Annotated in this window: 24 protein-coding genes; 6 read left to right on the forward strand and 18 right to left on the reverse strand. The window is 69.3% G+C overall.

Translation table 11 applies throughout. The features are described from left to right. Positions 1–39 precede the first annotated feature (39 nt). The 14 genes from ACFU3E_RS17190 to ACFU3E_RS17255 form a co-directional block, all read right to left on the reverse strand. The gene (locus tag ACFU3E_RS17190) at positions 40–999 is read right to left on the reverse strand and encodes an ATP-binding protein (protein ID WP_384158080.1); all 960 of its coding nucleotides are present in this window, start codon (positions 997–999) and stop codon (positions 40–42) included. A gap of 8 nt (positions 1,000–1,007) precedes the next feature. Then, the gene (locus ACFU3E_RS17195; protein WP_384158083.1) at positions 1,008–1,946 is read right to left on the reverse strand and encodes a YqaJ viral recombinase family protein; all 939 of its coding nucleotides are present in this window, start codon (positions 1,944–1,946) and stop codon (positions 1,008–1,010) included. A 129-nt stretch (positions 1,947–2,075) separates the two neighbouring features. Then, positions 2,076–2,717 carry a hypothetical protein gene (locus ACFU3E_RS17200; protein ID WP_384158086.1) on the reverse strand — a complete coding sequence of 214 codons (642 nt, stop codon included), beginning with the start codon at positions 2,715–2,717 and terminating at the stop codon, positions 2,076–2,078. Between the two features lie 15 nt (positions 2,718–2,732). Beyond that, on the reverse strand, positions 2,733–3,839 hold the full coding sequence (locus ACFU3E_RS17205) for a hypothetical protein (protein WP_384158089.1): 1,107 nt from the start codon (positions 3,837–3,839) through the stop codon (positions 2,733–2,735). Beyond that, complete coding sequence (locus ACFU3E_RS17210; RefSeq protein WP_384158092.1) at positions 3,839–3,961, reverse strand: hypothetical protein; 123 nt, start codon at positions 3,959–3,961, stop codon at positions 3,839–3,841. The genes ACFU3E_RS17205 and ACFU3E_RS17210 overlap by 1 nt, the downstream gene beginning before the upstream one ends. Positions 3,962–4,022: 61 nt before the next feature. After that, entirely contained in the window at positions 4,023–4,652 is a 630-nt protein-coding gene (locus tag ACFU3E_RS17215) for an HNH endonuclease signature motif containing protein (RefSeq protein ID WP_384158095.1), read from the reverse strand. Then, positions 4,652–5,092, reverse strand: a complete 441-nt coding sequence (locus tag ACFU3E_RS17220) for a hypothetical protein (protein ID WP_384158098.1) — start codon at positions 5,090–5,092, stop codon at positions 4,652–4,654. The genes ACFU3E_RS17215 and ACFU3E_RS17220 overlap by 1 nt, the downstream gene beginning before the upstream one ends. Then, complete coding sequence (locus ACFU3E_RS17225; protein WP_384158101.1) at positions 5,089–5,301, reverse strand: hypothetical protein; 213 nt, start codon at positions 5,299–5,301, stop codon at positions 5,089–5,091. The genes ACFU3E_RS17220 and ACFU3E_RS17225 overlap by 4 nt, the downstream gene beginning before the upstream one ends. Next, complete coding sequence (locus tag ACFU3E_RS17230) at positions 5,298–5,804, reverse strand: hypothetical protein (RefSeq protein WP_384158104.1); 507 nt, start codon at positions 5,802–5,804, stop codon at positions 5,298–5,300. The genes ACFU3E_RS17225 and ACFU3E_RS17230 overlap by 4 nt, the downstream gene beginning before the upstream one ends. Next, a complete protein-coding gene (locus tag ACFU3E_RS17235; protein WP_384158107.1) occupies positions 5,805–6,566 on the reverse strand; it encodes a hypothetical protein in 762 nt (253 codons plus the stop codon). It lies immediately after the preceding gene. Further along, positions 6,563–7,324: a hypothetical protein gene (locus ACFU3E_RS17240; protein WP_384158110.1), complete on the reverse strand. Its 762-nt coding sequence runs from the start codon at positions 7,322–7,324 to the stop codon at positions 6,563–6,565. The genes ACFU3E_RS17235 and ACFU3E_RS17240 overlap by 4 nt, the downstream gene beginning before the upstream one ends. Then, the gene (locus tag ACFU3E_RS17245; RefSeq protein ID WP_384158113.1) at positions 7,321–7,614 is read right to left on the reverse strand and encodes a hypothetical protein; all 294 of its coding nucleotides are present in this window, start codon (positions 7,612–7,614) and stop codon (positions 7,321–7,323) included. The genes ACFU3E_RS17240 and ACFU3E_RS17245 overlap by 4 nt, the downstream gene beginning before the upstream one ends. Before the next feature lie 84 nt (positions 7,615–7,698). Next, positions 7,699–8,058, reverse strand: coding sequence for a helix-turn-helix domain-containing protein (locus tag ACFU3E_RS17250; protein WP_384158116.1), 360 nt, complete (start codon positions 8,056–8,058; stop codon positions 7,699–7,701). Further along, positions 8,045–8,242: a helix-turn-helix domain-containing protein gene (locus ACFU3E_RS17255; RefSeq protein WP_384158119.1), complete on the reverse strand. Its 198-nt coding sequence runs from the start codon at positions 8,240–8,242 to the stop codon at positions 8,045–8,047. Before ACFU3E_RS17255 ends, ACFU3E_RS17250 begins: the two co-directional genes overlap by 14 nt. 290 nt (positions 8,243–8,532) lie before the next feature. Here ACFU3E_RS17255 and ACFU3E_RS17260 point away from each other — a divergent pair, with 290 nt between their 5' ends. The 4 genes from ACFU3E_RS17260 to ACFU3E_RS17275 all read left to right on the forward strand — a co-directional run bounded on the left by ACFU3E_RS17260 (position 8,533) and on the right by ACFU3E_RS17275 (position 11,616). After that, a complete protein-coding gene (locus tag ACFU3E_RS17260; protein ID WP_384158122.1) occupies positions 8,533–9,078 on the forward strand; it encodes a multiprotein-bridging factor 1 family protein in 546 nt (181 codons plus the stop codon). 134 nt (positions 9,079–9,212) lie between these two features. Beyond that, positions 9,213–9,404: a hypothetical protein gene (locus tag ACFU3E_RS17265; RefSeq protein ID WP_384158125.1), complete on the forward strand. Its 192-nt coding sequence runs from the start codon at positions 9,213–9,215 to the stop codon at positions 9,402–9,404. 30 nt (positions 9,405–9,434) lie between these two features. Further along, positions 9,435–10,670, forward strand: coding sequence for a tyrosine-type recombinase/integrase (locus tag ACFU3E_RS17270; protein WP_384158128.1), 1,236 nt, complete (start codon positions 9,435–9,437; stop codon positions 10,668–10,670). A gap of 259 nt (positions 10,671–10,929) precedes the next feature. Then, positions 10,930–11,616 (forward strand): TetR/AcrR family transcriptional regulator, encoded by a 687-nt coding sequence (locus tag ACFU3E_RS17275; protein ID WP_384158130.1) that lies wholly within the window; start codon positions 10,930–10,932, stop codon positions 11,614–11,616. Here ACFU3E_RS17275 and ACFU3E_RS17280 read toward each other — a convergent pair. Then, on the reverse strand, positions 11,604–13,106 hold the full coding sequence (locus ACFU3E_RS17280; protein ID WP_384158133.1) for an LVIVD repeat-containing protein: 1,503 nt from the start codon (positions 13,104–13,106) through the stop codon (positions 11,604–11,606). The genes ACFU3E_RS17275 and ACFU3E_RS17280 overlap by 13 nt on opposite strands. Positions 13,107–13,296: 190 nt before the next feature. Between ACFU3E_RS17280 and ACFU3E_RS17285 the strand changes: the two genes are divergently transcribed. After that, positions 13,297–13,950, forward strand: coding sequence for a DUF305 domain-containing protein (locus ACFU3E_RS17285; protein WP_384158136.1), 654 nt, complete (start codon positions 13,297–13,299; stop codon positions 13,948–13,950). Positions 13,951–14,034: 84 nt separating this feature from the next. Further along, positions 14,035–14,817, forward strand: a complete 783-nt coding sequence (locus ACFU3E_RS17290) for a phosphotransferase enzyme family protein (RefSeq protein WP_384158139.1) — start codon at positions 14,035–14,037, stop codon at positions 14,815–14,817. A 324-nt stretch (positions 14,818–15,141) separates the two neighbouring features. Here the strand turns inward: ACFU3E_RS17290 and ACFU3E_RS17295 are convergent, their stop codons facing one another. The 3 genes from ACFU3E_RS17295 to ACFU3E_RS17305 all read right to left on the reverse strand — a co-directional run bounded on the left by ACFU3E_RS17295 (position 15,142) and on the right by ACFU3E_RS17305 (position 16,580). Next, entirely contained in the window at positions 15,142–15,633 is a 492-nt protein-coding gene (locus ACFU3E_RS17295) for an SRPBCC family protein (protein ID WP_384158142.1), read from the reverse strand. Beyond that, positions 15,630–16,022 (reverse strand): metalloregulator ArsR/SmtB family transcription factor, encoded by a 393-nt coding sequence (locus ACFU3E_RS17300; RefSeq protein ID WP_384158145.1) that lies wholly within the window; start codon positions 16,020–16,022, stop codon positions 15,630–15,632. The genes ACFU3E_RS17295 and ACFU3E_RS17300 overlap by 4 nt, the downstream gene beginning before the upstream one ends. A 111-nt stretch (positions 16,023–16,133) precedes the next feature. Beyond that, on the reverse strand, positions 16,134–16,580 hold the full coding sequence (locus ACFU3E_RS17305; protein WP_384158149.1) for a DUF6214 family protein: 447 nt from the start codon (positions 16,578–16,580) through the stop codon (positions 16,134–16,136). Between the last annotated feature and the right edge of the window lie 57 nt (positions 16,581–16,637).

Consider the following 16,637-nt stretch of genomic DNA (forward strand, 5'->3'; position numbering starts at 1 on the left):
CGCCCGCACTGCCCGCGGGCGGCCGTTCGCGTGTGCGGGCTACTGCTGGGGCTTGAACTCGGTGATGCGGGCGCGGATGTAGTCGCCGAGGACGGTGGCGCCACCGTCGGGCGCGAGCATCGGGGTGGCCTGCAGGCCGCGGGACTCGACCTCATCGGCCAGCTGCCGCAGTTCCTCGGGGGTCGCCTCAGCGGCGGTGGCCCGGTCGATGTACTCGGCAGGGTCGACGCCGGCCGCGCCGTCGTTCAGCCAGGCGAGCATCGTCTTGGCGACCGCTCCCCCGTCCGGCCGGGCGATCCGGGCGGAGTGCAGCTCGGGGCATCGGGACTTGATGACGGTGAGCGTGTTGTCGGTGTCCATCAGCCCGACGACGTCGAACTCGTACTCGATGCCCTTGCGCTGCTCCGGCCTGGTGCCCTTGCGCTGCGGCTCCAACTGGCCCCGGTCGTTGCGCTCCAGGGACCACTCGGTGTGGGAGCGCATCGTGGCGATGACGTGGCCGGGGAAAGACAGCAGGGCATCCACCATGGAGTTCTGGAGGGGGGTGCCTTCCTTCCAGCCGCCGAAGGAGTTGTTGCCGTAGCGGGCCTTCGCGGCGCGGTCGACCTGCTCGAGAGTGCCTTCCGTGCCGGACCAGAAGTGGGTGAGGGAGTCGATGAGGACGGTGCCGTAGCCGGCGTTCGCGGCGGCGGCCAGGGCCTTGATGAGGTCGCGCGGATCGAAGCGGCGCAGCTGCAGGGTGTCGAACTGCAGGCCGTGGACGCCCGCGTACTTGGATGCGGAGCCGCGCTCGGTGTCGATGACGGCGAAGCGCTCACCGAGGCCGCGGGCGATCTGCAGGCCGGTGTAGGTCTTGCCGGCGCCGGAGACGCCCATGAGGGCGAGCCGGGCCTTGATCTTCTCGCGGGTGGCGGGGGCGAAGGTGAAGTCGCCATCGCCGAGGTCGGCGCCGGCCGCGGCCTGCTGGCGGTTGTTGAGGCGGTCGGAGATGCGGGACACGGGGTCTCCTATCGGGCGGGCTGGAGCTGCTTGGTGGTGCCGTCGTCGTTGGCGACGCGGTAGGCGATGCGGCGGCCGAGGTGCATGGCGTTCTTGCCGGTGCCGAGGGCGGCGAGGAGGCGGGACTTGGCCTGCGTGTACTGCTCGCCGACGGCCTTGTACTGGGCGCCGATGACCTCGTAGTCGCTGGCGATGGGGCCGGGGATCTCGACGTCGACCGGGTCGTAGCGGTGCGGCTGCACGCGGAGGGTGTTGTACGTGTGGTCGCTGCCGTCGATCTCCGGAGGGACGCCGCGGCGGACGTCGTCGAGAAAGCGTTCGGCGGCGTCGCGGAGGATGCGCGCGTCGTCCTCGTCGTACTCGACGACGTACTCGCGGTAGTCGTGGCCGGAGATGAGGACGGCGAAGTCGGTGCGGCGCAGGCCGAGGACGTCCATCTGCCAGATGACCTGGCAGCGGTAGTGGATCGGCACCCCGTCCTCGGCGCCGGACGGGCCCCACTCGTCGCCGAACGGAGCCGTCTTCACCTCCAGCAGGCCGACCGCCTGCTCCGGTACGTCGAACTCGCTGGCGGGCTGCGGGTAGATGAGCCGGTCGGGGGTGGCGCGCTGCCACTCCCTCTCCCGGTGCATCCAGGTGCCGGCGGGGGCGGCGAGCTGGCCGGGGTGTTCGTCCTGCCACTTGATGGCGACGGCGTCCTCGAGCCGGTTGCCCCACTCGACGGCCGGGTTCATCTCGAAGGGCGGGGTGGGCAGGCCGGCCTTCTTGTGCCAGAGGGTGAAGCGGCTCATCCACGGGGAGAGGCCGACGACGGCGGCGATCTCGGTGGCGGTGATGGTGAGCCCGGTGCGGGCCTCCTCCCACGCCGCCGTGCCCGGGGTGAGGTGCCCGATCAGGACGCCGTCCGGCACGGTGCCGGTGGGTTTTGTGGTGCTTTCGGTGCTCATGTGACCCTCCAGAGGGTGTGCTGATTGGCGGCGGCTCACCCCGTCCAGGGGGGTGAGCGGGGTGAGCCGCCTCGGGTGGCGGTCGCGGAGTGGGGGGCTCGACGCGACCGCCGGCTATGTGGCTGTGGTTCAGGCGGCGACCGGCTCGGCGTGCTCGTCGCGCTTGGCGGCCTTCCAGGCGTCCAGCTCGCGGCGCACTGTGAGGTCGTGGGTCTCAGAAGTGCGGACCGGCATCTGCATGCCGATGAAGTCCGAGGCGAGAATCAGCGTCGGCTTCATCTCGCCGACGCACCACATCGACACCGGACCGGGCAGGTTCTTCCAGGCGCCGAAGAACTTCGGGGTCATCGACATCTCGGCGGCGGCCGTCTTCTGCTCCAGGAGAGGAAGCAGGTACTTCCGCCACGACATCGGCTCTTTGTCGGGCTGGGACAGGTTGATGGCGATGCGGCTGCCGGACTCGCCGGAGAGGACGAGGTGGGTGTCGGTGCGCTCGAGCTCGATCGGCTTGGCGTCGAGGAGCTTGACGGCGGCTTCGACCTCGGGCACCTGCATGCGGTGCACGACTGCGGTCCACGGCTTGTCGCCCACGCCGGTGAGCTGAGTGCGGGAGATGGCCATGGTGAACCGGTTGGTGGCCATGGCGTACAGGTGGCGGCCGTCGTGGTCGAAGGTGATGCACTGGACGGCCTCGGAGTCGATCAAGTTGCCGACGTGCGGTCGGGTCTGGGCGACGAGGCGGCTGAGGGTGCGGTCAGCGATGGTGATCACGTCAGGGTCTCCTGGTCAGGCGGCGGCTTTGGCGGGGTCGCGGATCGGGACGACCGTGTACCGGTAGCCGTCCTCGTCGACGGGTTCGATGACGGCCGGGGCGATCGGCTTGGTGAGGGAAAGGCGGACCGGGCCGCTGATGGGGGCGAGGCCGTCGAGGAGGTAGCCGGCGTTGATGGCCATCTCGAAGCTCTCGCGGTCGCCCTCATAGGTGGCGTCGGCCGTGACCCGACTGGAGGCGTCGCGGCCGGCCCGGAAGGTGACGTCGCTGCCCGCCGTGTTGATCCACAGGAGGGTGCCGCTGGACACGGTCATCGCCGCCTGGATCGCCGCGGTCAGCTCGTCGACATCCCCGGTAATCTCCCCGGTGAAGCTGGTGGGGATCTGGGTGTCGACCTTGTGCGGGAACAGGGACGGTTCGATCAGCAGCGTGGACACGGCCCGGCTGTTGGCGATCAGCGCTGCGGTGCCGTCACCGGCCGCCGGCAGTGCGATGCGCAGCTGGTCGCTGAAGGTGCGGGCGTTGTCAGCCATCACCTTGCCCGGCACCACCCCGAGCCCCTTGTCGTCGCCGTCCCACGGGAGCCAGGCGGTGGCGATGCGGAACCGGTCGGTGGCCGACAGCATCAGCTTGTCGCCGACGACCCGCAGCCGGATGCCGGTCATGCCGGCGAACGAACCGGACGCCTTCGAGTCGATGGCCCGGTGCACCCGCTGGTAGGCGGTCGCGAACTCCGCCCCGTCCACCGTGCCCTGCGCTTCCGGCAGGCCGGGCAGGGTCGGGTAAGTGCGCGGGTCGATGGCGGGGATGTTGAACTCGGCGGCCGGTGTGGTGACCGCCAGACCGTCGCCACCGGTGAGGGTGACATCGGCCTTGCGGAGGCTGCCGGTGATGTCGGCGAGCATCTGCGCCGAGGCGACGATCACGCCGGGTTCGTCGACGTCGGCGTCGAGGGTGGCGTGTGCGGCGGTCGCGCCGTCCCACACGCTCACCCGCAGGTGACTGTCGCTGGCCTCCAGGCGGGCGCCGAGCAGGACCGGGTTGGCGGCCTTGTTCGGCGCCTGCCGGGCCGCCCACTTGGCGGCTGCGGCGAGCTCGGGTTGGGGGATCGTGAGACGCATCAGGCGGCGTCCTCGATCTCGACGTGCTCGGTCTCCTCGACCTCAACGCGGGGCTCGGGCTGGGCGTAGCCGCGGGTCTGGATGTCGGTGATGGGGAAGAGGGCGGGCTGCTCGAACTGCATGGGGTTCTCCATGGGATTCTGGTGTCGGATGCCCCGCCGATTCGCCCGGCGGGGCGTTCGCTTACTGGGCGGATGAGGCCTTCGCTTGCCGACGCCGGGCTCGGTTCGCTTGAGTGCATGTGCGGCACCGGCGCCGCTCTCGACCACCTGGCTTGCTCGGCCCCTGCCGCTCGGTGTTCTCCGGGGTGAATGCGTGGCCTCGGATGCAGTGCGTCTTGGTTCTGTTGTTCGCTCCTCCGCCGCGGCCCCTCAGGCGGTTGACCGCGTCGGTGACGGCCTCAAGGTGCTCGGGATTGACGCAGCGGCGGTGGATGCAACCGAATCCGCCTGTGCACTGCGCGTCGCGGTTGTGGCAGGCGTGGTCGATCACGAGCCCGTCAGGTATGGGGCCGACGTGGACCTCGTAAGAGACCCGGTGCACGTACAAGGGCTTGCCCCTGAGATAGATCACGCCGTACCCCTTAGGGGCCACGTGACCGGTCCACCACCAGCAGGTGTCCGTCTTCTCGATGTGGGCCAGCAGGCGTTCACACAGAGGGGCACCTGAGCGTGACGTGCCCACCAGGGATACGAAGGTCCCTTCGCGCTTGAGCTTCTTGTAGAGGCGCTTGTAGCAAGGCCGGCATCGTCCGCGGACGCGCTTTCCGGTGATCTCCGCGCCGCACTCGTCGCAGGCCGGATTGATCGTCATCACTTCACCTGGCCCGGGTCGGTGACGGGCCGGATGCCGAGGGCGTCCCAGAGGGGGCGGACGTCGATCGGCGCGGTCGCTTCGTCCTCGGGCCCGTCGACCGGGCGCACCATGCGGGGCACGTCGATGCGGTGGGCGTTGGCTTCGGCGGCCAACTGGGCGGAGAACCGGGCCTTCAAGGCGAGGGCCTCGTCGCGCCACTGGTCGCGTTCGGCGGTGAGGTCGTCGATGTCGGCCTGCTGCTTGACGACCAGTTCCTCCGCCTCGCCGAGGTGGTGGTGGGCGACGGTGAGGTCCCACCGCAGCAGGGCCACCTCGTCACCCGCGGCGCCGAGCGCGGTCTCCAGCTGCTGCTCGCGTTCCCGCAGCCGCTCCACCTCGTCGACCGCGCGGCGCCGGCCGTGGCCCTTCAGGGCCGGTATCAGATCGGTGATGCTCACGCCGCTTCCCCTTTGCTGGTGGTGGAGAAGTCGGCCTGTGTGCGGTGGTGGAGTCCGTCGCGGGTGCAGGCGGTGCAGCTGTCGCGGTAGTACACGGAGTTGCCGCGAACCTGGGTTACGGTCCCCGTCACGGTGGTGCCGCATCGGGAGTCGACGATGGTGTCGCCGACCTTGAAGTTGATCGGTGTGTCCAGGCGGGCGATGCTCACGGCGCCTCCAGTCCGGTGCGGTCGATGTAGCCGGCGGCTGCCGTGGCGGCGTAGTCGCGGGCGGTGGTGAGCTCGAAGTTGCGCTCGCGTTCGAAGGCCAGCTCGGCGGAGAGGAAGGCCTCCCGCTCCCCCAGCCGCTGGATCGCGGCCCGCATCTCGGCGTTGGTCATGGGCCGCCGCACGGTGAGGCTGTTGGTCGCGGCCGTCCAGGTCTGCGGTCGGTTCCAGTCGGCGCCCGGGTAGGCGCCCTGGAGGAGGGCGGCGATGCGCTGGGATCCGCCCGCCTGGAAGCGGATGATCTGGCCGTTGCCGTCGAGGGCGCGGGCGAGGTAGTGGCGGACGCTGCGGCCGGTGCCGTCCATCCAGATCGGGGTGACGAGGATGGTGGCCGCGTCGGGGGCGATCTGGTGGAGCCGCCAGGGCAGTTGGTGCTGGTGCCGGCGGCGGCGGGCCGCGGACGCTTTCCGGGGGCGCGCGGGGAGGGCTTCCAGAACGGTGGTCATTCACGCCTCCTCGGCGCGGACGGTGCTTTTGGGGGCGAGTTCGAGCGCGTGCCTGATCACTCCGACCCACTCGGGAACGGGCAGCGGGTCTTCCCAGCGGCGGGCTTGCCGTTCGGCCTCGTCGCAGACCTTGGTCACGGCCTCGACGCTGCGGCTGAGGTAGGCCATCTCCTCGGCGATCGTCGGCTCCGCGCCGACGTACTTCGCCAGCGTCGCCTTGAGGCGCTCGACCTCCGCCAGCAGGGCGGGGATGTCCTCGCGGGCGTGAACCATCAGCTCCCACTCGCCGTTCGGCAGGTCGACGAGTTCGGTGGCGGGCCCGGCGCCGGTGTTGATGCGCGACACATAGAGGCCGTGCCCGCAGTCCTCGGAGCAGTCGCAGTACTCGTAAGCGAGCGTCCAGGGCCCCCTGCTGGCCTTCTCGACCCGGGCCGCGATCTCCGCGAGCCGCGCGTCGTCGAGCGGCTGGGGCTGGTCGCCGACCGGCACCGGCAGCGCACCCTCAGCGGCCACAGCGGCGGCCGTCTCCTCGGCACGGGCCTTCGCGAACTGCTCCTCGGTCACCGGGTCGACGTGGCTGAGGGCGATGCAGGCGCTGTGCCCGTCGACCCAGACAACGTCGGTGTGGCCTCCGAGGACGGACGCCTTGCTACGGGTCCGGGTGACGAGGCGGGTGTCCGCGCCGTCCTCCGGCCGGCAGCCCGGGTAGGCGAACACCAGGGCGCCGACCGGGTACAGCTCGTTCCACTGCTCGGCGTTCATGCGGCCACCTCCGCCGTCTTGCGGGCGGCGTCGTACAGGTCGATGCCGTGGCGGATCGCGTAGCAGCAGTGCAGGAAGCCCGGCGTGAAGTCGCTCATCTGCCACTCGTGCCAGTCGGCGAAGTAGTACGGGTACTCGCTGGTGTCGCCCTCGGGGCGGAACGAGAAGTCGTGCAGAGCCCGGTGAGCCTCCGACTCGTACTCGACGTTGTAGTCGGCGTCGTCGCTGAAGAAGTGCTCGTGCACGGCCTCGCGCAGTTCCCGGTTGGCGGCCCGCCACTGCGGCCTGACCTGCCGGGCCAGCTCCTGCCGGACGCCGGAAACGCTCCTCACGTCCTCGGGCGTGAAGCCCAGCTCCTCCGCCTGCTCAGCAACGCGGGTGTCGAGGTCGTCGCGCATCCACTGCGCGATCGTCGACGCGATCTCTGCCTTCAGGAGATCCGGGTCAAAGCCCTTGATCTCGTCGCGGCCCGCGCGGACCTTCTCGGACCAGTAGCCGGGGTTGATCTGCCCGGTGAAGGCGGTGCGGCGGAACAGGTCGAACATGTCCGGGGTGGCGTCGATGTCGAAGTGGAACGTCCAACCGGTCTTGACGACGAGGTTGTACGGCCAGGTGATCAGCTCGAAGGCGCCGAAGCTGCCGTGCTCGGGGTTCATGAACTTGAGGTGCCTGTACAAGCCGTCCTCGTGCTTGACGGTCATCTGATGCTTGGCGGTGTCCCGGGCGAACCGGCCAGCGCTCTCGGAGTAGTCGCTCATGCGGCACCGCCGGTGGCCTCGTAGCGGGCCCACATCTCCCGGTCGGCGGCCTGCGCCTCCCAGTACGTGTAGAGCAGCTCGTTGAACGCCTGCTCCTTCTCGGCCTCCGGCAGCCACTCCAGGGCCAGCCGGCCGATCTCCTCGACCTCGAAGCCCTCCGGTCGGGTCGCCAGCAGGGTCTCCTCCGCCGCGCGGAACATCGTCTCCAGCGGAGACACCATGCGGACCTGCGTCGTGATGCGGTCGAAGTCGTCCAGCGGGTTGTGCTCGGGGTCTGGAATCATGGACACGGCGGTCCCTTTCGTTGCGTGCTCTGGATGGGGACTGCGAGGTCGGCGCGGGCTTGGCGGTTACGCGTCGGCCTCTTTGCCGCTCTAGGCGGCGGCGCGGGCCGGCGTCTTGGCAGCGACGGGCTTGGCGTACTTGTGCGGGAGCACTTCGCCCTGCGCCTGGATCTGCCGGATGTGGGCGGCCGTCAGGCGCGGCGTGCGGCCGACGTAGGTGAAGGGGATCCGGCGGGCGCGGATCTGGTCGGCGACCCAGTTCTCGGTCTTGCCGAGGATCTCGGCGGCCTCTTCGGGGGTGAAGCAGCGAAGCTCAAGGCTCTCGACGGCCTGCTGCGAGGCCAGCTGCTCGACCACCGAGGCGAGTCGGAGGATGAGCATGGTGTCGACTGCGGTCGTGAACTCCCCCTCGCTGACCGCGGTGGGGGGAGCCAGGTCATTCCTGGTCACGGGATGTCTCCTTGTGAGTTATGGCGGTGATGGGCACGTTCAGGCGCTCGGCGTAGCGGTGGAGGGTTTCGTCTCCCGCTCCCTGCTGGTCGCGTTCGACCCGGGAGAGGAAGCCGACATCTCGGCCGATGTCTTTTGCGAGCTGCTGAAGGCTGATCCCCCGTGCCTCGCGGATGGCCTTCATTGCGGCTCCGTTGGGTCTCACGAGACACAACGTAGACCCATCAAGGAGAGAAGCGCAAGAACTTCGCTGGGTTTCGTTGGGTGTTCATTGGGTTCCAGTGAGCGCTCAGTGGGGCACGGAGGGCCTACCCATGGCCAGAGGTGCACGGCGCGCACAGGCGCACTTACAGGGCGCAGGCGCAACGAGGGGCTAACGAAGCAACAAAAGAGACCCCTTAAGACCGATCAATCCTGGTCAATTGGGGGATTTGATCAGTGCGTGTTGCCAAACCGTGCGGCATCATGAGGGCCATGACAGAGGACCGGACCAAACTGCAGTGGCCCAAGCTCGCAACCGCCATCCGGGCGGCACGCGAAGCACGCGGCCTCTCGCAGGTCGCCCTTGCCGAACGCGCCGGCATCAGCGAAGGCAGCGTCCAGAACCTCGAAGATGCCAGCCGCCGCCCCGGCCGCATCCCCCCATCGCTCACGAAAGTCGAGCCCCACATTGGGTGGGCCGAAGGATCCGGGCTCGCCATCCTCCACGGCGGCGAACCCACCCCAGCGCCCGTCGTCCACGACATTTCAGCCAACCTTCGCGGCGGCGCGGACAAGCTGCGCGGCAAGCTGCCCCTGCGGATCGTCGACGAGCTGGAAAGCGACGATCCGCTGCTCGACTCCACCGTCATCCGGCTGCCCGGCGCCAACGGTGTCCGCATGACCGTCGTCGTCCACGGCCAGCCCGACGCCACCCCCGAACAGATCCAGGAAGCGCTCCTCGCCTGGCGCCGCGCCGAAAGCCAGCTGCACGGGCTGCCCGACGGTGACGACGAACCGCAAGCCGCCGACGGTTCGTAACCGCACGCACACTGTTTGCGTCCGACCCCTCCCGTCCCTCAACAAACTGTGATCTCATGGCAGCACCACGAGGGAGGGGCACCCGCGGCGGTCTTGGGGGACCAATGTGTGTGCGGGTAGTGCGCGTCTCGGGTATGCCGTTTGAGGGCCAGATCCTGATCGAGGATCACGGCGACGACGGCTTCGTCATCCCCGTCGACCGTAAGCTGATCACCGAGTGCGGTGCGCAGCGCATGCAGGAGCTGCTGGACAGTCACATAGCCGGCGGCCAGCAGGAGCTGGACCACTCGACGGTCATCTCGGCCTTGCGCGCCGCCAGAGGTTGATGCGCAGTGCACGGCTCGGCGAGGTGATCCATGGCGTATGCGGAGAAGCGCGGGAAAGCGTGGCGCGGCAGATACAAACTGCCCGACGGCACCTGGGGTTCAGTCACCCGCGACGACAACGGGCAGCCGTTCACCACGAAGACCTCGGCCAAGAACTACGCGGCCGGCCTCGAAACGGACGTGCGGCGCAAGACGTTCCTCGATCCGCGGGACAGCCGCATCACCGTCCGCGAGTGGGCGGACCTGTGGATCGAGTCGGTGGAGCTTGCGAACCGCAGCGACAAGACCTACCGGCAAAGGCTGCGGTCGGTGATCCTCCCCCGCTGGGGGGACGCCGCCATGGGCGACATCACCGAGGTCGCCGTCAAGACGTGGGAGCAGCAGCTGCGCAGGCAGTACAAGCCCCGCTACGTGAAGAGCGTCATGTCAGTGCTGCGGGTCATGTTCGACGATGCCGTCACCTCGAAGGTGCGCGCCGACAACCCGGTGCCCACCCTCAAGTCGCGGCGCCGCGGCCGGTACAAGGGCAAGCAGCAGCACGACGAGGTCGTCATCGCCACCCCGCGCCAGGCCTACCTGCTGGCCCGCAACGCCCGCGAGATGCGCGGCCTCGTCGGCTACACGCTGGTCCTGACGATCGCCTACTGCGGGCTCCGCATCTCCGAGGCGGCCGGGCTGCGCCGGGAGCACCTGGTCCTCGACGACCAGGGGCAGGGATGCCGGCTGCTGGTGCAGGAGCAGAGCCAGTACGTCGACGGCAAGAAGGCTCAGGTCGCGCCGAAGTACGAGTCGACGGGCAGCATCATTCTGCCGCCGTTCCTCGCCGGGCTGCTGCGCGAAGCGCTCGCCTCTCACACCTCGGAGTGGGTGTTCCCCAGCGCCACGGGCCGGAAGATGGACACCGGGGCGTACTTCTACGCGGACATCTGGCGGCGGTTCGTCGACGGCCACCAGGCCGTGCCGGACCGTCTGGGCCGGCCGTCGCGCATGCCGGACATGAAGGCGGTCGCCGGGATCGAGAACCTGGTGCCGCACGGGCTGCGGCACTCCATGAAGGTGTGGCTGGACGAGCTGAAGCATCCGCGGGTGGCGGTAGAGGAGCGGATGCGGCACACCATCCCGGGCGTCGAGGGCACCTACTCGCACACGACGCTGGCGATGGAGAAGGACATCGCGACCGACCTGCAGAAGCTGTGGGAGAAGTCGACGGCCCTGGTAGACGACCCTGCGGAGTGGGAGCCGGCCCGCCCGCGACGCAAGAAGTAGGGCGGGGAGATGATCTCCCAAGAATCTCCCACACCCAACGAGGATGCAAGGAAGAGTGGGCCTGCGACATGATGGTAATGGCAGCTGAGCTGGGCGTTAACGGTATGCCCGTCGGTTGCCGTTAGCCGTATTACCCCCCGCCTCGGACGATCCCCCGCGTCGCCCGAGGCAGACGGCATCACCGGCCCAGAACCGAGAGGCCTTGGCCGGACGCTCTGAGTATAGTTGGCTGGCAGCCAGTCAACACAGGAGTTACAGCATGTCTCCGCGTAGCGCCTCGGTCAATGAAGAGTTGCGGCGGCGTTCCCGGGAGCGGCTCCTGCAGGCCGCGGTCGAGCTCGTGGGCGAGCGCGGTTACGACGCGACGACGCTCGGCGACATCGCGGACAGAGCGGGCTCGGCCCGCGGTCTGGTGTCGTACTACTTCCCCGGCAAGCGCCAGCTGGTGCAGTCCGCCGTGCACCGGCTGATGCACCGCACGCTGGAGGAGGCGCTGGAGCGCGAGCCGCGCACCGAGGACGGCCGGGAGCGGATGGCCCGGGCCATCGACGCGATCCTGGGCCTGGCCATGGACCGGCCCGTGCTGATGCGCCAGCACATGGCGGGGATCCTGCAGGCCGAGGGCTTCATGCAGTGCCCGGAGCAGCGGCGGCTGGCCGAGCTGCTGCGGGACACCATGGCCCGGCACGGTTCGCCTGACGTCGACAGTGACTACCCGATGATGCGCGCCCTGCTGATGGGCGCCGTGTACGCGGCTCTGGTGCCGGGGGTGCCGATGCCGGTGCCGGTGCTGCGGGCCGAGCTGTTCAAGCGCTACCGGCTCGACTGGAAGCTGGGCCTCCCGCCGGAGACCGGAGCCTGCGGCGGGAGGGACGACAAGGATCTGTCGCGGTTCTTCACGACCGGGGCCGCACCGGAGTGCGGTCCGCCGGCTCAGTCGAAGTAGTCCGGCTGCGTCTGCACGTTGAGCTCACGCATGTGGACCCAGCGGGCCGGGTCCGTGCGCCGGTCCTTGATCTTCAGGACGTCGAAGCCCCGCGCGTACTCGTTCGAGTAGATGTAGCCGTTGTAGTAGTACGCCGACCACGAGCCGCCCGACTTGATCGTGTCGGTGGTCAGCGGGCCGCGGTCGAAGTAGGCGATCTCCTTCGGTTTGGCCGAGTCGGTGAAGTCCCAGACGGAGACGCCGCCCTGGTACCAGGCCTGGACCATGATGTCCTTGCCCTTGACCGGGATCAGCGAGCCGTTGTGGGCGACGCAGTTCTCGGTGTCCGCCTGGTGGCGGGGGATCTTGAAGTAGCTGCGGAAGACGAGCTTGCGCTTGTCGCCCTTGCCGACGACGTCGTAGATGCCGTCGGCACCACGGTCCGGGCCGACCTCCGCGTTGCAGGTGGCCGCGCCGCCGCCGCCCAGCTCGTCGGTGAAGACGACCTTGTTCGCCTTCTGGTTGAAGGTCGCCGAGTGCCAGAACGCGAAGTTGACGTTGTCCTGCACCCGGTCGATGACCTTCGGGCGTTCCGGATCCTTGATGGAGAACAGGATGCCGTCCCCCATACAGGCGCCCGCGGCCAGGTCCTTCGACGGCAGCACGGTGATGTCGTGGCAGCCGGTGGTCTTGGAGACGCCCGGGTTGGCGGGTCCTCCCGGGTTGCCACCGCCGTCCGGCCCTTCCCCGGGGAACAGCACGGGGAAGCCGACGACCTTCGCCTTCTCGGGGGCGTTGCGCGGCACCTTGATGACGGAGATGCCGTCGTGCGGCGGCTGGCAGTCGGGGTAGGCGGCGTTCGGCGAGTACGAGGAGACGTACACGTAGACGCTGCGGCGCTCGGGCACCAGCGTGTGGGTGTGCGAGCCGCAGGCGGTCTCGACCGCGGCGACGTACCTCGGGTTGCGCTTGTCGCTGATGTCGAAGACCTTCATGCCCTCCCACGAGGACTTCTCGGTCGCCGGCTGGGTGGTGCTGGAGCAACTGCTGTCGCTGCGCGAGGAGTCGGTGGACAGGAACAGCAGGTTTCCGGAGACGGAGATGTCGTTCTGCGAGCCGGGGCACAGCACCTGGGCGACGGTCTTCGGCACCTTGGGGTTGCTGATGTCGAAGATACGGAAGCCGTCGTAGTTGCCGGCGAACGCGTACCTGCCCTGGAAGGCGAGGTCCGAGTTCGTGCCCTGGAGCACGTCCTTGGGGACGTGGGCCAGATGCTGGATGTTGCCGGAGTGGACGATCTCGTCCTGGCCGGGTATCTCGCCGCTCCGGATGGCCTCACGAACCTCGGCCTGGGCGCTCTTGGAGACCTTCTTCGGCGCGGACGGCGCGTCCCCCGGGTCGGGGGTGGCCGCTGCCGGTGCCGCTGTGAGGAGCGCGGCCAGCAGCCCACCGGCGGCAGCCACAACTCCCGCGCGTCTGCGGCGTGTTCTGCGGTCGTTCAACAGGATCACTGTTTTCCTCCCTGGTTCCGTTCACTGCGGAACGGTTCACGCACCACGCAGTATCGTCTTCGCCATGCACATACCAACAGGGGGCAACAGAATCACCAAGACGTTTTCCGATCAATGACCCGCGGAAACGTGCCAGTACGTCGTCCGCAACACAAGGTGTTTCCCAACTCGCCTGTCACAGGAGGTCGTTGTGCTGTTCCGCCATTGGTCCCGGGCGTCCGCCGTCGCGACGGGGCTGGTCGCCCTGGCCGTGCTCGCGGCCGGGGGCTGTGACTCCGGTCCGGACCGCAAGCCGGCCGCCGCGGACGGGCCCGCCGTGATCGCGCCGGGTGAGCCCGGCGAGGCGAACCGCACCCTGTCCGCCGAGGAGGCCGCCGGCCGGCGCGCGGAGAACGACTCCCCCAACTCGGCCGACGTCGCCTACGTCCGCATGATGATCGAGCACCACGAACAGGCCCTGGTGATGACGGAACTCACTCCGCAGCGCGCCGGGTCGAAGGATGTGAAGCGGATCGCCGAGCGCATCGCGGCCGGCCAGAAGCCCGAGATCGAGGCCATGAAGGGCTGGCTGAAGTCGTACAAGAAGCCGCTGAAGGCCGAGCGGCACGAGCACGCCGCGATGCCCGGCATGGCGACCGAGACCCAGCTGAAGAAGCTCCGCGCGGCCGAGGGGAAGGCGTTCGACCATCTCTTCCTGACCTTGATGACGACCCATCACCAAGGCGCGATCACCATGGCCACGGACGTGAAGGGGCAGGGCAACAACATCCGCGTGGAGGAGATGGCCGACGAGGTGATCGCCCAGCAGACGAGCGAGATCACGCGGATGCGGAACATGCTCTGAGCTTGTTCTTCAGCCTCTGTCCGCACTCTGACGTTCCCCCGTTAATGGGGTGATCACGGCGAGCTGGTCCGACACACTGGTTCGATGCAGCACGATGATGAACAGCCGTTGCCTGGCGGCAACGTAAGTGATGGTGTCGTTCGCGTCGGAGACACCGTTCGCCGTCCGGCCGGACCATGGATTCCCTCCGTGCATGCCCTGCTCGCCCACCTGAACGAGGTGGGATTCAGCGCGGCGCCTCGCCCACTCGGCATTGACGATCAAGGACGTGAGGTCCTGACCTTCATGCCGGGACATGTGGTCTGGCCCGACCGGTTCTCGCTGATGGACCCCGCTCGACAACTGGCTCGCGTTGCACGCCTCATCCGCGACTTCCACGATGCCGTGCAGGACTTCACGCCCCCGTCCGACGCGCACTGGCAGACACTGATCCCTCCCGAGGGCAGCGACATCATCGCCCATGACGACCTGGCCCCCTGGAACCTCGTGGTCGCAGACGAGACGCGGTGGGCCCTCATCGACTGGGACGCAGCAGGTCCCGGCTCCCTCCTGTGGGATGTCGCATACGCCATTCACGGGTTCATCCCGCTGTCCGCACATCCAGACTGGCAGCGCCCGGACGCGGCGGAACGACTGAGAGTCTTCGCCGACGCGTACGGTCTCGATGAGTCCGAACGTCGTCGGTTGGCCCCTCTGTTGGGGCGCCGTACGCGTTCCATGCACGACTTCCTGCGAACTCAGGCCGCCCAAGGTGTCCAGCCCTGGGCAAGGCTGTGGGCTGAAGGCCACGGTGACGCCTGGCGAAACGACGCCGAATACATCGAGCAACGCGAAGACCAGTGGGTGCACGCCCTGCTCGCCGGCTGAGCTCGCGGCCAGCAGCCGGCACGGGGGGCTGCCGGGCCGTCACGTCGACCGCGAGGACGAGGCGGGTGCCGGCGGCCTCGAGCTGGTGCAGCGCGGCCGACGCCCGGCGCAGCCCGCCCGCGTCGGCGCGGCCATGGTTCAGCGCCCGCATCATGCCCGTGTCCGCGGCGGTGCTCGGCCGGCGGCGTCCGGCAGGCCGGCCGGCGATCTCACCGGCCCGTTCTCGCGGAGCGACGCATCCCACAGCGGACAGCGCGTCATCGCGCCGGGTCGGGAACGCGTGGAAGTCCTCCCGGAGGCGTGATGTGACCTGCCCACCGGAGCTCAGGCCAGGGACTCGAAGTACGCCTTCTGTGCGGGGTAGTAGTCCTCGAAGTCGGGCCGTGGCCCGCCCGTGCGTGCGGCGGTGAGCATGTCCAGGTAGTACTCCCAGCCCGGGCCGGTCTGGCCGAGGTGCTCTGCGGAGGCGAGGTGATGGACCAGCCGGAGTTCGGTGGTGCCGTCGGTCTCGGCCAGCAGCAGTTCCATCGACCAGAATCCGGCGTCGTCCTCCATCGAGACGGCGAGCCGGCGCGGCGGTTCGCAGGCCTCGATCCGGAGTGGGCACCAGGGCGCCGACTCCTCGAACGCCATCTGCACCTCGACGGTGCGGCCGGGCGCCGCCTGGCCGCGCCACGGGCCGAACCAACGGGCGGTGCGCTCCGGCTCGGTGACACTCGCCCACACGTCGTCGGCGGAGGCTCGGTAGACGCGGGTGAGGATCAGGTCGTGACCCGTCGGCGTGGGGACGAGCCGTCCGGTGGGCTCATGGGTCATGCCGTGTCCTCCTTGGGGTGGCGTGCGGTGTGCTGATCGCCGGCGGGCTCGGCCCGGTTGCGGTCCCGCCGGGTGCGGCGGACCTCGGTCTCCAACGCCGCCAGACGCTGCGGCCAGTCGACGCGCTGGGTGTCGAACCGGGTGAGCCAGGCGGCGAGGTCACCCAGCCGGGAGCGGACGAGGGAGTAACGCCGATGGCGTCCGATCTGCTGGTCCCGGACCAGGCCGCTCTCCCGCAGTACGCGCAGGTGGCGGCTGACCGCGGGTCGGCTGATGGCGAACCGGGCGGCGATGTCGCCTGCAGTCAGCGGGGCGCGGCGCAACATCAACAGGATCTCCCGGCGCACCGGATCGGCGATGGCGTCGGCCACCCCGCTCAGGTCATCCACACCAAAAGCGTAACCCATAGGTTACGCGTCAGGCCAGCCGATCCCAAGGTTGCACCCGGCACAGTGGTGGGTTGACAAGCCGAGGACGTCCGGAGCCGGGCCTTCGCGCGTTCACCTCCGGGCGCGGCGCGGCGGCAGCAGGCCCGCGTCCCGGGCCTGGCCGATCAGCCTGAGCGACGTCCGGCGACTGTGCCCGGTCGCACCCATCACGGCGAGGACCGGGTCGGCACCGTGCCGCTGGGCCGCGCGGTACTCCTGCGCCACCAGCCCGCGCCCCTCCGCCCCGCGCGGCCAGGCCGGCCGCGCACGGCGCCCCTGCCCCCGGCTGCCGCCGGGCGCGGTGGTCAGCGCCTCGGCCACCGACTCCTCGATCCAGTCGGCGAGCACGGCCAGGTCGTCGAGTGACAGTGCGGGCTGGGCGCGCACCTCCTCGACGCAGACGCACCCGCCGCCCACGACGGCCAGCGCGTCGACCCGGGCGCCGTCCGCGAAAGCCAGCCGGAACTCGAACCACCGCGTGGTGCCCTCGTTCTCCCGCACTTCCCACGCGGGGCGCACGGAGACCGCACCGTCCGCCGGAGAGCGATCAGAAAGATTCAGAAAGGATGCTTCCAG

This window comes from Streptomyces sp. NPDC057424 (assembly GCF_042803315.1).
Classification (GTDB): Bacteria; Actinomycetota; Actinomycetes; order Streptomycetales; family Streptomycetaceae; genus Streptomyces.